Origin of the sequence: Mycobacterium nebraskense (assembly GCF_002102255.1) — a bacterium.
Taxonomy (GTDB): domain Bacteria; phylum Actinomycetota; class Actinomycetes; order Mycobacteriales; family Mycobacteriaceae; genus Mycobacterium; species Mycobacterium nebraskense.
This window is the reverse complement of sequence record NZ_LQPH01000150.1, coordinates 105135-119956: the sequence shown is the minus strand read 5'-3', so window position 1 is coordinate 119956 and position 14822 is coordinate 105135. Positions and strand designations below refer to the sequence as shown.

The 14822-nt window shown below is 67.6% G+C and carries 13 protein-coding genes, 1 tRNA gene and 1 pseudogene; 5 read left to right on the top strand and 10 right to left on the bottom strand.

Annotated elements, in window-relative coordinates; all coding sequences use genetic code 11:
- Nucleotides 1-273 precede the first annotated feature (273 nt).
- Nucleotides 274-690, top strand: a pseudogene (locus AWC17_RS21750) (site-specific integrase); the annotation flags it as partial.
- An 88-nt stretch (nt 691-778) separates the two neighbouring features.
- Here AWC17_RS21750 and AWC17_RS21745 read toward each other — a convergent pair.
- From AWC17_RS21745 to AWC17_RS21730, 4 genes are all read right to left on the bottom strand, one after another.
- Nucleotides 779-852: transfer RNA gene (locus tag AWC17_RS21745), tRNA-Met, on the bottom strand.
- 73 nt (nt 853-925) lie between these two features.
- Entirely contained in the window at nt 926-1462 is a 537-nt protein-coding gene (locus AWC17_RS21740; protein WP_046186744.1) for a cupin domain-containing protein, read from the bottom strand.
- 36 nt (nt 1463-1498) lie between these two features.
- Entirely contained in the window at nt 1499-2164 is a 666-nt protein-coding gene (locus AWC17_RS21735; RefSeq protein ID WP_046186743.1) for a nitroreductase family protein, read from the bottom strand.
- Nucleotides 2165-2181: 17 nt separating this feature from the next.
- Nucleotides 2182-2832 carry an HD domain-containing protein gene (locus AWC17_RS21730; protein ID WP_046186742.1) on the bottom strand — a complete coding sequence of 217 codons (651 nt, stop codon included), beginning with the start codon at nt 2830-2832 and terminating at the stop codon, nt 2182-2184.
- Nucleotides 2833-2931: 99 nt separating this feature from the next.
- Here AWC17_RS21730 and AWC17_RS21725 point away from each other — a divergent pair, with 99 nt between their 5' ends.
- On the top strand, nt 2932-3906 hold the full coding sequence (locus tag AWC17_RS21725; RefSeq protein ID WP_197083511.1) for a GlxA family transcriptional regulator: 975 nt from the start codon (nt 2932-2934) through the stop codon (nt 3904-3906).
- Between the two features lie 3 nt (nt 3907-3909).
- Here AWC17_RS21725 and AWC17_RS21720 read toward each other — a convergent pair whose 3' ends face one another.
- Both AWC17_RS21720 and AWC17_RS21715 read right to left on the bottom strand, forming a co-directional pair.
- The gene (locus tag AWC17_RS21720; RefSeq protein WP_085165081.1) at nt 3910-6891 is read right to left on the bottom strand and encodes a UPF0182 family protein; all 2982 of its coding nucleotides are present in this window, start codon (nt 6889-6891) and stop codon (nt 3910-3912) included.
- A gap of 78 nt (nt 6892-6969) precedes the next feature.
- Complete coding sequence (locus AWC17_RS21715; protein ID WP_046186416.1) at nt 6970-7992, bottom strand: YlbL family protein; 1023 nt, start codon at nt 7990-7992, stop codon at nt 6970-6972.
- 77 nt (nt 7993-8069) lie between these two features.
- On the opposite strand from AWC17_RS21715, the gene AWC17_RS21710 reads away from it, so the two are divergent.
- Nucleotides 8070-9428, top strand: coding sequence for a zinc-dependent metalloprotease (locus AWC17_RS21710; RefSeq protein ID WP_167385614.1), 1359 nt, complete (start codon nt 8070-8072; stop codon nt 9426-9428).
- Between the two features lie 78 nt (nt 9429-9506).
- Nucleotides 9507-10322: a cyclodehydratase gene (locus AWC17_RS21705; RefSeq protein WP_047322044.1), complete on the top strand. Its 816-nt coding sequence runs from the start codon at nt 9507-9509 to the stop codon at nt 10320-10322.
- Between the two features lie 8 nt (nt 10323-10330).
- Here the strand turns inward: AWC17_RS21705 and AWC17_RS32810 are convergent, their stop codons facing one another.
- A complete protein-coding gene (locus tag AWC17_RS32810; protein ID WP_167385613.1) occupies nt 10331-10504 on the bottom strand; it encodes a hypothetical protein in 174 nt (57 codons plus the stop codon).
- Between the two features lie 127 nt (nt 10505-10631).
- On the opposite strand from AWC17_RS32810, the gene AWC17_RS21700 reads away from it, so the two are divergent.
- On the top strand, nt 10632-11975 hold the full coding sequence (locus tag AWC17_RS21700; RefSeq protein WP_046187245.1) for a macrolide-binding ATPase MABP-1: 1344 nt from the start codon (nt 10632-10634) through the stop codon (nt 11973-11975).
- A 6-nt stretch (nt 11976-11981) separates the two neighbouring features.
- Here the strand turns inward: AWC17_RS21700 and AWC17_RS21695 are convergent, their stop codons facing one another.
- The 3 genes from AWC17_RS21695 to AWC17_RS21690 form a co-directional block, all read right to left on the bottom strand.
- Nucleotides 11982-12251, bottom strand: coding sequence for a WhiB family transcriptional regulator (locus tag AWC17_RS21695; RefSeq protein ID WP_047322043.1), 270 nt, complete (start codon nt 12249-12251; stop codon nt 11982-11984).
- 139 nt (nt 12252-12390) lie between these two features.
- Nucleotides 12391-12555, bottom strand: coding sequence for a hypothetical protein (locus tag AWC17_RS32805; RefSeq protein ID WP_167385611.1), 165 nt, complete (start codon nt 12553-12555; stop codon nt 12391-12393).
- 98 nt (nt 12556-12653) lie between these two features.
- Nucleotides 12654-14753 (bottom strand): ATP-dependent DNA helicase UvrD2, encoded by a 2100-nt coding sequence (locus AWC17_RS21690; protein ID WP_167385612.1) that lies wholly within the window; start codon nt 14751-14753, stop codon nt 12654-12656.
- Between the last annotated feature and the right edge of the window lie 69 nt (nt 14754-14822).

The window sequence follows — 14822 nt, the reverse complement described above, 5'->3', positions numbered from 1 at the left end:
CCTTTCTTCGATGACTTGGTAGGTCTCGAAGCAGAACCTACGCCCGGCCCCATTTACACCGGTTTCAGGACACGACCCACACCGCCGGACTGTCCGGACTGTTGGACTCATAGGACACCCCACCTCTTGCATTAAGGTCACAGTTTCCTAAGAACCGCCTGACCTGTGTAGGACAGATCGGCGCTGTCGTCTCTAACGTGCGCCTCGAAAGGGATTGCACTGCAGCGACGATGACCACCCGACAAGGAAGGAGGCAAAACAAAGAACGCCGACCAAACGATCTCGATCGATCGGGCCACAGTCGCAGCGTTGCGTAACTGGCGCGTGGTTCAGAACCGTGAGCGCGAGTTCTTCGGCGCCGACTATCAGCCCGGCGACTTTGTCTTCACCTTTGAGAACGGCCGCCCGCCGCACCCCGACACCATTAGACAGCGTTTTGATCGTCTCGCGGCAGCTGCAGGACTATCGCGGATCACCTTCCACGATCTGTGGCACTCCTACGCGACCGGTGCGCTCAAAGCTGGCATAAGCCCGAAGGTGATCAGCGAGCGGATCGGACATGCCAATGTTGGATTCTTCCTGCAGACCTATGCGCATGTTCTGCGAAACGATGATCGAGACGCCGCCGAGCGGGCGGCCGCATTCCTCATCGGCAACGGCTGGGACCCGGGCGATGCAGGAGATAGTTAGATGCTTAGCATGCCTAATGTGGCCAAACACGTGGCCATCAGGCATGAAAATGGCCCCCGGAGTGTCCTCCGGGGGCCATTTCCGCTAGTAGCGGGGACAGGATTCGAACCTGCGACCTCTGGGTTATGAGCCCAGCGAGCTACCGAGCTGCTCCACCCCGCGTTGGTAAATGCCAGGTTACCGAACCGGCATCGCGGCGACCAAATCGCGGGCTCAGCGGGGGTGCGGTCCCTGCTCAGTGCGACGGCGGGTTCAGCCCGTACCGTTTCGCGATGTCGTCCATCCAGTCGGGCGACCCGTAGGTCAGCCCGTACTTGTCGGCCAGCTCGCCGAACTCGGGCAACTCGTGCAGGACCTTGCCAACCGGGTCGTTGGCGTGCTCGACGAGCAGCTCGCCGAGCTCGCGGAAGTAGTTTTCGAATCCGCCCGGAGTGATGACTTCGATGATGCGGCCCGGCTCGCTGCCGGCGTTCCACATCGCGTGCATCTGCCCCCGGGGCTTGGTGATGTATCCACCGGGACCGAGTACGACCTCGCTGTCGTCGGAACGGAAGCCGATCTCGCCCGCCAGCACGATTGAATGCTCGTCCTCGCAGGTGTGCCGGTGCGCCGCCGTGAGCAGGCCCACTTCAAACGGGTGCTCGACGATGGACACCTCGCCCCCGTTGCTCTTGCTGGACAGCTTGAACACCGCCCCGAATCCGGGGAGAGCGACGTACTCGCCCTCCCCCGGCCGCACCACGGTGACCCCGATTTCATTCGGCTCGGCCATTGACTCGCCTTCCTCGGAAAACCTTGCGCTGCAAGCTTATGGCCAGAGTGGCTGCGGCACTTCGATACCGAACGGCTTGCCCCAGCCGTTGCGGGAGGAAACCTCGTGCACGGGACGCCGATTGGCCGCGACACCCCACTTACCCCGGGGGTAGCCGAGGGTCAGCATGGCCGACATCTCCCAGCCCTCCTCGACCGGCACGCCCAGCAATTCGTTCACCTCGTCCTTGAAATTGCGGAGCACCATCGTCATGACACCGCCGACACCCTCGGCACGTGCGGCGAGCAACGCGCTCCAGATCGCCGGATAGATGTTGGCGCCGCCGAGGTCGTCGATGGCGAAAACGAAGAGCAACAGGGGGATTTCCTCGAAATGGTCGGCCAGGTAGTTTCCCGAGCCCTGCATTCGGCACATCGTCTCGGCGTGGGTGGTCGGGTCCGCACCGGGGGCCGTCGCCACCATCGGTCCCGCCCCCGCGCTGAACTTCTCGTACTCGATGGCGCGGGCTCGCCGAAACAGTTGGGCGAACTCGCGGATGAGTTCACGATCATCGACGGCCACGAAGTGCCAGCGCTGGGTGTTGCCCCCATTGGGGGCGCGGACGGCCGCGTCCAGAATGCGGGCCTGCGTGTCCAGCGGAATCGGGTCCGGCCGCAACCGCCGCATCATCCTGGTGGTGTACAGCGCCTCGTGGATATCCACGTGTCCGCTCCTTTCCGCTATTCCGGCCAGCTGTTGTTGAAGATTTTGTCGACGAAGTCGACGCGCTCGAAGGCGGGATCGAAGTGCGCCAGCACGTCGGCGTTCATGGTGCCTGCGGTGGTCTGCGGGCGGTGCTTCATGCCGTCGTTGAACGCCGCCAGGATGCGCCGCTTGAACTGCGGGCGCGGGTGGGCGGCGGTCACCGCGGCGATGGCATCGGGGGCCAGATCCGCCCGCCCGATGCCGACCACGTCGACCTCGACACCGGCTTGGAGCAAAGCGACTTCGGGCGCAAGGAATTCCGGCACGCCCGTTGTGGTGTGCAGGGCGATGCCGAGCCACACCTTCTCGGCGTCGGCCCTATCGACGCCGCGCGCCGTCAGGAAGTCCCGGGCGGCGTCCGCGCCGTCGACCTCGAAGCGAATCGTCGAGGTGCGGTAGCGCTCGGTGAGCCCGAGGTCGTGGAACATCGCGCCGACGTAGAGCAACTCCAGGTCCGGTTGCAGCCCGCGGCGCCGGCCCTGCAGCGCGCCGAAGAGGAACACCCGCCGCGAGTGGTTGAACAGCAGGTCGTCCTCGGCGTCACGAATGAAATCGGTGGCCTCGCGCACCAACGGCGAGTCGGGTATGCGGATGTCGGCAATGCTCTCGATCGAGCTGGCGGTCATGATCGTGTCTCCTTCGGGTGATCGTGCTAGCCAGTCTGCGGCCGCGCGGGCTCCCCGACCGTGGCCGTTCGAGCCGTCCTCTCCACAAAACGCGACACAATGTCTTGCGTGGCTGGAGTGGGTTCGCGGGTGGTGGTGATCGTCGTCTTCGACGACGTGACGCTGTTGGACGTCGCGGGAGCGGGTGAAGTGTTCGTCGAAGCCAACCGGTTCGGCGCCGACTACCAGCTCAAAATCGCATCGGTGGACGGGCGGGAGGTGACAACGTCGATCGGGAACCGAATGGGTGTCACCGACCGCCTTTCGTCGATCGATTCCGCCGATACCGTTCTGGTCGCCGGCAGCGACCATTTGCCCCGGCGAGCCATCGACCCCGCGCTCGTCGAGGCCATCAGATCGATGTCGGGACGGGCGCGGCGGATGGCCTCCATCTGCACCGGGTCGTTCATCCTCGCGCAGGCCGGCCTGCTCAGCGGCAGGCGCGCCACCACCCACTGGAACGAGGCCCGGTTGTTGGCCCGGGCCTTTCGGGATGTCACCGTTGAGCCCGACGCGATCTTCGTCCGCGACGGCGACGTCTTCACCTCGGCCGGGGTGTCGTCGGGCATCGATCTGGCGCTGGCGTTGGTCGAAATGGATTACGGGACCGAACTGGTCCGCAACGTCGCCCGGTGGCTGGTCGTCTACCTCAAACGCGCTGGGGGCCAATCACAATTCTCGGTGCTGGTCGAGGCGGATCCGCCGCCACAGTCGCCGCTGCGGGCGGTCATCGATGCGGTCGCGGCCAACCCGGCCGCGAACCACAGCGTGACATCTCTTGCGGCCCGGGCGTCACTGAGCACCCGTCAGCTGACCCGCCTCTTTCAGTCCGAGCTCGGAATGAGTCCGGCACGCTATGTCGAATTGGTGCGAATCGATTTCGCCCGTGGCGCACTCGAATCCGGCCGTTCCGTCACCGAGACCGCGGGCATGGCCGGCTTCGGCAGCATCGAGACGCTGAGACGGGTATTCGTCAACCACCTGGGCATCAGCCCGAAAGCCTATCGGGAGAGGTTCCGAACGGCCTACGCCTGAAAGCTATTTGGTGTTGTTGTACTTGGTGATTGCGTCGTCCAACCGCTGCAACGCGGCGCCATAGCCGGCGAAATCGCCCTTCTTCTGGGCGTCCTTGGCCGCGCCCAGCGCCGCCTGAATCTCTTGCAGGGCGGCGGATTTGGCCGGGGACAGCGTCACCGACCCGTCCGGGACCGGCGGGATCGCCGTCGGCGGTGGCGATCCCGGCGGACTGGCCGGTGCGGGCGGGGTGACCGGTGGGGCCGCCTGGGGGTTGCCGGCGTCGGTCGGCTGAATTCCCGTCGCGGCCGCGCCCGCGCCGGGACCGAACAGCCCGGTCAGGGCGTCGCGCACCGTGGGGCCGTACCCGATCTTGTCGTTGTACATCATCGCCACCCGGATCAGGCGCGGGTACGACGAGGCGGCGTCGCTGGCTCCCGGAGAGGCGTAGACGGGTTCGACATACAGCAGGCCGCCCTGGCCCACCGGCAGGGTGAGCAGGTTGCCCCAGCGGATCCGGTTCTGGTTGTCGCGCCCGATCACACCAAGGTCCTGGGACACCGCCGGGTCGGTGGTGATGGCGTTGTTGGCCAGCTTGGGCCCGTTGACCTGACCCGGGATGGTCAGCACGGTGATCCTGCCGTACGTCGCCGGGTCGGAGCTGGCGCTGATGTAGGCGGCCAGGTAATCGCGCTTGAACCTGTTCATCGCGCTCGTCAGCTGATACGAGGACGAATTGTCGTTCTTGGCAATGTTTTTCGCGACGATGTAATAGGGCGGCTGATAGCTGCTGGCGGTCGGGTTCGGGTCCAGCGGCACGTCCCAGAAGTCCGACGTGGAGAAGAACGTCACCGGATCGTTGACGTGGTACTTGGCCAGCAGCATCCGCTGCACCTTGAACAGGTCCTCGGGATACCGCAAATGCTCGGCCAGCTCGGGGGTGATGTCGCTCTTCGGTTTGACCGTGCCGGGGAAGACCTGCATCCACGCCTTGAGCACCGGGTCCTGCTCGTCCTGCTGGTAGAGCGTCACGGTGCCGTCATAGGCGTCCACCGTGGCCTTCACCGAGTTGCGGATGTAGGAGACCTGCTTGTCGGGGGCCAGCTTGTTGAACGCCACCTCGTTCGAGTCGGCGGTGGCCGATTCCAGGGAGGTGAGTTCGGAGTACGGGTAGTTGTCCAACGTGGTGTAGCCGTCGATGATCCACACCAGCCGCTTGTTCACGATCGCCGGGTACACCGAGCTGTCGGTGGTCAGCCACGGCGCCACCGCCTCCACCCGCCGGGCCGGGTCGCGGTTGAACAGGATCCTGCTGTTGGAGCCGATCACGTTGGAGAACAGGAAGTTTCGCTCCGCGAACTTGGCGGCGAACACGCTGCGCGACAACCAGTCCCCGACGGGCACTCCCCCCAGCCCGGTGTAGGTGTAGTTCTTGGTCTCGGAGCTGGTCTCGTAGTCGTATTCGCGGTCCGCGCCGTTGCGCCCGACGATCGCGTAGTCGGAGGACGCGCTGGAGATGACGGGGCCGTAGTAGATGCGCGGCTGGTCCAGCGGTGCCGGGCCGTCGGATACCACGCTGCCGTTCGCGCCGACGACGTTGACCAGGAATTCGGGGTAACCACCGTTTTGGTTGGGGTCGTTGGCGATTCCGCGCACCGTATTGGCCGGCGACGCGATGAACCCGTTGCCGTGGGTGTAGACGGTGTGCCGGTTGATCCAGTCCCGCTGGTTGTCGATCAGCCGGTCCGGGTTGAGTTCGCGGGCCGCGACGACGTAGTCGCGCAGCGCGCCGTTGCGGTCCAGGTAGCGGTCGATGGACAGCTGGTCGGGGAAGTAATAGAAGTTCTTGCCCTGCTGGAACTGGGTGAACGCCGGGCTGACGATGGTCGGGTCGAGCAGCCGGATGTTGGCGGTGGTCGCCCGGTCGTCGGCCACCTGCTGCGCGGTGGCCTGCGTATCACCCGCATAAGTGCGGTAGGTGACCACGTCCGACGTCAGGCCATACGCCTGCCGCGTGGCCGTGATGCTGCGGCCGATGTATTCGCTTTCCTTCTGCGCGGCATTGGGTTTGACGCTGATCTGCTCGACGATCAACGGCCACCCGGCGCCCACGATCAACGACGACAGCAGCAACAACACCAGGCCGATCGCGGGAATCCGCAAGTCGCGCAGGACGACCGCGGAGAACACCGCGGCGGCGCAGATCAGCGCGATCGCCATCAGGATGAGCTTGGCGGGCAGCACCGCGTTGATGTCGGTATACCCGGCGCCGGTGAAAGGCTTGCCCCCGCGGGTGTGCGACAGCAACTCGTAGCGGTCCAGCCAGTACGCGAACGCCTTGAGCAATACCAACAGCCCCACCACGGTGACCAGCTGGATTCGAGCGGCGCGGCTCAGCACGCCGGTGCGGCCCGACAGCCGAATTCCACCAAAGATGTAGTGCGCCAACAGGTTGGCCACGAAGGCCAGGAACACGGCGACGAACAGGTAGCTGAGCAGCAGGCGATAGAACGGCAGATCGAACGCGTAAAAGCCGAGGTCCTTGCCGAATTGCGGATCCCGGATGCCGAAGTCCCCGCCGTGCATGAACAGCTGGATGCGCACCCAGTAGCTTTGCGCGACGATGCCGGCCAGCAGGCCGATCGCGACCGGAACCCCGATGCCCACCAGCCGCAGCCGGGACAGGACGACGGCGCGATACCGGGCCACCGGGTCGTTCTCGCTGCTCGGCACGAACACCGGGCGGGTGCGGTAGGCCACTGCGAGGCCGGCGAACACGATGCCGCCCACCAGCAGGCCGGCCACCAGAAAGACCACGAACCGGGTGACCAGCACGGTCGTGAACACCGAGCGGTAGCCCAGCTCACCGAACCACAGCCAGTCCACGTAGGCGTCGATCAGCCGCGGACCGGCGAGCAGCAAAGCGATCACACCCAGTGCGATCAGGATCAGAATCCGGCTACGCCGAGTCAGCTTCGGCATCCGTGCGGCGGGTCGCATCCCCACTGGCTACGCTCCCTGCTCGATTGATCGACGGTGACAACTCTACGCATCGCGCGACCTGCGATCCCGGCCCGTCCAACTTCAGCAGCTTGGCGCCTGGCCCCCCGACGTGATCGCATGCAGCGCGTCGACCGCCTGGCCAAGCGTCTCGACCTTCACCAGGCGCAGGCCGGACGGATTGTCCGAGTTCGCCTCGTAGCAGTTCTTGGCTGGCACCAAGAATACGGTGGCGCCCGCCGCGTGGGCGGCGACCATCTTGTGCGTGATGCCGCCGATCTGGCCAACCTTCCCGTCGGCGGAGATGGTGCCGGTTCCCGCGATGAACTTCGACCCGGTCAGGTCACCGGTGGTCAGCTTGTCGACCACCGCCAGGCTGAACATCAGGCCGGCGGACGGCCCGCCCACGTTGGCGAGGTTGAAATCCACGACGAACGGCGCCCAGGGTGCAGTGAGCACGGCGACGCCCAGGAAGCCGTAGTCGCGATCCTTGTTCGCGCCCAGCGTAATTTGCGCCACGCCTGCCGGCTCGTTCTTGCGTCGGTAATCGATGGTCACCGTCTGGCCGGGCTTGGTGCTCTTCAGCAATCCCGTGAACTGGTTGACGTCGGCCACCGGGGTGCCGTTGACCGCGTCGATGGCGTCGCCGTCCTTCAGCTTGCCCGCCGACGGACCCGGATCGGTGACCTTGGCGACCGTGACCGCTGCGGGGTACTTCAGGTAGCCCAGCGCGGCGTACGCGGCGCTGTCCTCCGAATCCTTGAAGTCCGCGTTGTTGGCCTTGTCGACCTCGTCCCGCGACTTGCCCGGCGGGTAGATCAGATCGCGCGGTACCAGCTGCTCCTGCCCCGAGAGCCACAGCGTCAGCGCTTCACCCAGGGTCAGCTCGTCCCGCTGGGACACCGTGGTCATGTTCAGGTGCCCTGTGGTCGGATGGGTCGCGGCACCCTCGATCGCCACCACCTGCTTGCCGTCGACCTCGCCGAGCGTGTCGAAGGTGGGGCCGGGGCCCAGCGAGACGAATGGCACCGTCACCATCGCGAGCAACACGCCGAAGACCAGGATCGGCACGAGCGCGACCATCAAGGTCAGAATCCGCCTGTTCACGCCGATTACACTAGACGGAGCCCGTTGCGCACGGTTCAGCCACAAGCTGACCCGAGACCGCCCGCCCCGTTCCAGCGGTGAGTACCGTTGACGGTATGGCTGACCTGCCTTTCGGCTTCTCCCACGGAGAAGACCCCGACAAACCTGGGAAGAAAGATCCCAATTCGGGCTCCGGCGGCTCCGATCCGTTCGGCGCATTCGGCATGGGCGACCTGGGGCAGATCTTCACTCAGCTGGGTCAGATGTTTTCCAGCGCGGGCACCGGGATGGCCGGGGGCCAATCGGGACCGGTCAACTACGAGCTGGCGCGCCGGGTGGCCACGAACTCGATCGGGTTCGTGGCGCCGATCCCGCCCACGACACACTCGGCGATCGCCGACGCGGTACACCTCGCCGAGACCTGGCTGGACGGTGCCACGGCGCTGCCCGCCGGCACCACCAAGGCGGTGGGCTGGACCCCGGCCGACTGGGTCGACAACAGCCTGGCGACCTGGAAGCGGTTGTGCGACCCGATGGCGCAACAGATTTCGACGGTGTGGGCCTCGTCGCTACCCGAGGAGGCCAAGAGCATGGCCGGCCCGTTGATGGCGATGATGTCGCAGATGGGCGGTATGGCCTTCGGCTCCCAGCTGGGGCAGGCGCTGGGCCGATTGTCCCGCGAGGTGCTGACGTCGACCGAAATCGGTCTGCCGTTGGGGCCCAAGGGCGTTGCCGCCATCCTCCCGGACGCGCTGGAGTCGTTCACCGCCGGACTCGAGCAGCCCCGCAGCGAGATCCTGACATTCCTGGCCGCCCGCGAGGCCGCCCACCACCGCCTGTTCAGCCACGTGCCGTGGCTGTCGAGCCAGCTGCTGGGCGCCGTGGAGGCCTATGCGACGGGCATGCAGATCGACATGAGCGGTATCGAGGAGCTGGCCCGCGACTTCAACCCGGCGACGCTATCCGACCCGGCGGCCATCGAAAACCTGTTGGGGCAAGGCGTTTTCGAGCCCAAGGCGACCCCGGCGCAGACGCAGGCGCTGGAACGCCTCGAGACGCTGCTCGCGCTGATCGAGGGTTGGGTACAGGTGGTGGTGACCGCGGCACTGGGCGATCGGATTCCGGGTGCGGCCGCCCTCGGCGAAACGCTGCGCCGCCGCCGCGCCACCGGCGGCCCTGCCGAGCAGACCTTTGCGACGCTGGTGGGCCTGGAGCTGCGGCCACGCAAGATGCGCGAAGCCGCCGCGCTGTGGGAGCGCCTCACCGAGGCCGTCGGCGTGGACGCCCGCGACGCGATCTGGCAACACCCCGATCTGCTGCCCGCCGCCGAGGACCTCGACGAGCCGGCCGGCTTCATCGACCGGATCATCGGCGGCGACACCAGCGGCATCGACGAGGCGATCGCCAAACTCGAGGAGAACCCCGAGGACCCCGGCCCCGGTCCTGTGGATAACTGACCAAGGCGGCTACCCGCCGCGTGGCACAGTGCACCCGTGCCACCGGCCGTGCTTTCCACCTACGCGCTGAACCCGGCCATGCCTGTGCTGCTGCGGCCCGACGGCGCCGTCCAGATCGGCTGGGATCCCCGTCGCGCGGTGCTGGTGCATCCACCGGGCGGCCTGGCCGCCGCGGAGTTGGCCGCATTGCTGCGGTCCATGCGGTCACCGACGCCGCTATCGGAGTTACAGCGGTGGGCCGCCGACCGCGGCTTGCAGGACGCCGAGGGGCTGATGGACCTGGTCGCCCAGCTGGTCGGCGCGGGCGTCGCGACCGAGTGCGCGAAATCCCGCGGCCGGGCGCCGTCCATCCGGATCCACGGCCGCGGCCCGTTGTCGGAGCTGCTCGTCGAGGCGTTGCGCTGCTCGGGCGCCCGGGTCGCCCACAGCAGCCAACCGCACGCCACCGTGTCGGCAACCGCCGTCGACCTGGTGGTGCTGTCGGATTACCTGGTCGCCGATCCGCGTATGGTCCGCGATCTGCAGACCCAGGGTGTCCCCCACCTGCCGGTACGGGTCCGCGACGGCATCGGGCTGGTCGGTCCGCTGGTCATCCCCGGCACGACCAGCTGCCTGGGCTGCACCGACCTACATCGGCGGGACCGCGACGCGGCGTGGCCGGCCATCTCGGCGCAGCTGCGGGAAACCGTCGGGGTCGCCGACCGGGCCACGCTGCTGGCGACCGCCGCGCTGGCGCTCAGCCAGGTCAACCGGGTAATCGCGGCGGTCCGCAAGCACGAGGCGGTACCCGATCCGGGCCCGCCCCAGACGCTGAACGCCACGCTGGAATTCGATCTCAACGCCGGCGCCATCGTCGCGCGGCAATGGGACCGGCATCCGCTGTGCTCGTGCTGACGCGGGCGCTACCCCAGCCGCCCCTGGTCCGGGACGTTCGCAGACACCGACTCGTAGGCCGTGGCGAGCTGGTGCAGGATCTCCGCGGTCAAGGTCTGGTCGTTTCGGTGTTTGTCCAGCGTCTCGATGATCGCCCTGAACAAGGAGTCTGCAGCGTCGTGCTGCGATTGCTTTGCTGCCATGGCCTGGTCGATACCGCCCTTCGGTGGGTCGCCGACTGCAACCCGCAAGGACAACCTAGGGCTCCGCGCGGCCGGCGGCCCGGGGACCAGGTGTTGCGAAGATCAAGCGCGAGGCGACCCGGCCGTCATGGATGATGGGTACGTGGCAGACATCAAGCGCGGCCGTGCGGCGCGAAACGCGAAGCTGGCCAGCATCCCGGTCGGCTTCGCCGGCCGGGCGGCCCTCGGCTTCGGTAAGCGGCTGACCGGCAAATCGAGAGACGAAGTCCAGGCCGAGCTGATGGAGAAAGCCGCCAACCAGCTGTTCACCGTCTTGGGCGAGCTCAAGGGCGGGGCGATGAAGGTGGGCCAGGCCTTGTCGGTCATGGAGGCCGCCATCCCGGACGAGTTCGGGGAGCCTTACCGCGAGGCGTTGACCAAGCTGCAAAAGGACGCCCCGCCGCTGCCCGCCAACAAGGTGCACCGGGTGCTCGACGGCCAGCTGGGCACCAAGTGGCGGGAGCGGTTCAGTTCGTTCGACGACAAACCCATCGCCTCGGCCAGCATCGGCCAGGTGCACCAGGCGGTCTGGGCCGACGGCCGCCCGGTGGCCGTCAAGATCCAATACCCGGGTGCCGATGAGGCGCTGCGCGCCGACCTCAAGACCATGCAGCGGATGATCGGCTTGGTCAAACAGCTCGCCCCGGGCGCAGACGTCCAGGGCATCGTCGACGAGCTGGTCGAGCGCACCGAGATGGAACTCGACTACCGGCTGGAGGCCGACAACCAGCGCGCCTTCGCCAAGGCCTACGAGGGCCACCCGCACTTCGCGATACCGCACGTCGTGGCCAGCGCGCCCAAGGTCGTGGTCCAGGAATGGATCGAGGGGCTGCCGCTGGCGGAGATCATCCGCAATGGGACTCGCGAGCAGCGCGACCTGATCGGTACCCGGCTACTGGAGCTCACCTTCGACGCGCCGCGCCGGCTGGGAATGCTGCACGGCGACGCCCACCCCGGGAACTTCATGCTGCTCCCCGACGGCCGGATGGGCGTCATCGACTTCGGCGCCGTCGCACCCCTGCCCGGCGGCTACCCCATCGAGCTCGGGATGACGATCCGGCTGGCCCGGGACAAGAACTACGACTTGCTGTTGCCGACGATGGAGAAAGTCGGCTTCATCCAGAAGGGCCAGCAGGTGTCAGTACGCGACATCGACGAAATGCTGCGCCAGTACGTCGAACCCATCGAGGTCGACGTCTTCCACTACACGCGCAAGTGGCTGCAGCGCATGACCGTGGGCCAGATCGACCGGTCGGTGTCGCAGATCAAGACGGCCCGGCAGATGGACCTGCCGCCCAAGCTGGCCATCCCGATGCGTGTGATCGCGTCGGTGGCCGCGATCCTGTGCCAGCTGGACGCACGTGTGCCGATCAAGGAGCTGTCCGAGCAGCTGATCCCCGGCTTCGCCGAACCCGACAGCGCGGTCGTCTAGCGCGGCTCACGCGGCGACCCCGTCTTTGCGGGGTCGCCCGCGCGGTCGCTTGAAGCTCAGGATCGAGCCTCGGTCGAGGATCTCGCCGCCCCACACGCCCCACGGCTCGGCCCGCTCCAGCGCCGACGCCAGGCACGCGCGCCGGATCGGGCAGCCCGCGCAGAGCGCCTTGGCGCGCTCGAGGTCGGCCGGGGTCTCGGCGAACCAGAGGTCGGGATCGCCGACGTGACACGGCAACACCAGCGATGGCTGTCTGGGGACTGTCAGTGCCGACATGTCCTGCTCACCTGCTTCCTGGTCGGGGCTTCCTGCGGTGATCCGGACCAGGTAGCGGGCTTTCAATATTGATGCCCCTAAAACTGTGGCCACGGATCCTTGACTTCGGGTCCGTGGCCATTCGGTGAAAACCGGGCTGTTACGTAGCCATTCGGTGGACCTCGAGTCCCACGGACGCGTTCGTGGCGGCGGCGGCGGCGCGATGCTTGAGCGCGGCCGCCGGCGTAGCGGTGTGGGCGGCATGGAAGGTCCGCGCGGACAGCGCCGCGACGGCCACGCCTACACCGAACGCGTCGTTGATCATCGTGGCCACCCTCCTTTCATAGCGCCAGCACGCGGTTTCGAGGGTAAACGGTCGCCGCCGTTCACCACAACCGATTTTCTGACCTGCACCTTTACCGGTCAACGGTCGCGCACCAGCTCCAGCACGTCGGGCCCGTACTGTTCCAGCTTGCGTGCGCCGATGCCGGGGATCGCGATCAGCGCGTCCTCGTCGTCGGGGCGCAGCTCGGCGATCGCGATCAGCGTGTTGTCGGTGAAGACGACATACGCGGGCACCTTCTGTTCCTTGGCGATGTCGAGCCGCCACGCCTTGAGCCGCAGTAGCAACTCCTCGTCGACGTCGGCGGCGCACGTTTCACAGCGCCGCAGCATGACCGCCGCGGCGGTGCACAGGTCCTTGTTGCAGATCCGGCAGCGCGCCGCGGCGCCCCGGTTGCGCCGGGCCTTGCTCGGCGCGGCGTCGGTGCGCGCCTGCGGCGCGATGCCGTTGAGGAACCGTGACGGCTTGCGGCCCTGCCGCCCGCCGGGGTGGCGGGCCAGCGCCCAGCTGAGCGCCAAATGTATTCTCGCCCTGGTGATTCCGACGTAGAGCAGCCGACGTTCCTCCTCGACGGCCTCGCTATCGGGGCCGTGCGCCAACGCGTGCGAGATGGGCAGTGTGCCGTCGGCCAGCCCGACCAAGAACACCGCATCCCATTCCAGTCCCTTGGCGGCGTGCAGCGAGGCCAGCGTGACGCCCTGCACCACCGGCGGGTGTCGCGCGTCGGCGCGCAACCGCAGTTCGGCCACCAGGCCCGGGAGTTCCAGCTGCGGGCGCTGGGCCACCTCGTCGTCGACCAGCTCGGCCAGCGCGGTGAGCGCTTCCCAGCGCTCCCGGGCGCGGGTGCCGACCGGCGGCTCGGCCGTCAGCCCCAGGGGTTCCAGGACCGCCCGCACGACGGCGGGCAGCGGCCCCTCGGCGCCGCGCTCGGCCGCCCGCTGCAGCGCCAACAACGCCTGCTTGATCTCCTGACGGGTGAAGAAACCCTCGCCGCCGCGGACCTGATACGGAACGCCCGCCTCGGTCAACGCTTCCTCATAGGCCTCCGACTGCGCGTTGACCCGGTACAGCACGGCGATCTCCGACGGCGGGGTGCCCGCTTCGATCAGCCGGGCGATCGAAGCGGCGACCGCGGCGGCCTCGGCCGGTTCGTCGGGATACTCGTGGAACGACGGCGCCGGGCCTGGCGGACGCTGCCCGGACAGGTGCAGCTTGCTGCCGGCGACCCGGCCGCGGGCCGCGGCGATCACCTGGTTGGCCAACGACACCACCTGCGGGGTGGAGCGGTAGTCGCGCTCCAGGCGGACCACGGTGGCGTCGGGATACCGCCGTGAGAAGTCCAGCAGGAACCGCGGTGAGGCCCCGGTGAACGAGTAGATGGTCTGGTTGGCGTCGCCGACGACGGTCAGGTCGTCCCGGTCGCCCAGCCACGCCGCCAGCACCCGCTGCTGCAGCGGCGTGACGTCCTGGTATTCGTCGACGACGAAGCAGCGGTAGCGGCCCCGGAATTCGTCGGCCACGGCGGCGTCGTTTTCGATCGCGGCCGCGGTGTGCAGCAGCAGGTCGTCGAAATCGAGCAGCGTCACCGATTCGTCGCGCACCTTCAGCGCCTCGTAGGCGCCGTAGACCGTCGCGACCCGGGCGGCGTCCAACGGGATGTCGCGCCCCGCCGCGGCCACGGCCGCCGGGTACTCCTCCGGGGTGATCAGCGACGCCTTGGCCCACTCGATCTCGCCCGCCAGGTCGCGGACGTCGTCGGTGCTGGCGTTGATCCGGGAGCGGCTGGCCGCCCGCGCGACCACGGCGAACTTGGTGTCGAGCAGCTGCCAGCCGGTGTCACCGACCACCCGCGGCCAGAAGTACCGCAGCTGCCGGTGCGCCGCCGCGTGAAACGTCAGCGCCTGCACCCCGCCGACACCGGTGTCCGTGCCCGTGGCGGCGTCCAGCGTCCGCAGCCGGGAGCGCATCTCCCCCGCCGCCCGCTGGGTGAAGGTGACCGCCAGCACCTGCCCGGCGGCCACATGACCGCCCGCCACCAGTTGGGCGATGCGGTGCGTGATGGTGCGGGTCTTGCCCGTCCCGGCGCCAGCGAGCACGCAGACCGGCCCGCGCGGAGCCAGCACGGCCTCGCGCTGCTCGTCGTCCAGTCCGGCGGTCAAGGCGTCAGCGACCAACGGCATGGCGTCCATCTTGGCAGCGATAGCCGACAAACCGTGGCGCCGCCCAGTGCGCGTCGGCGAGTTGCCGCC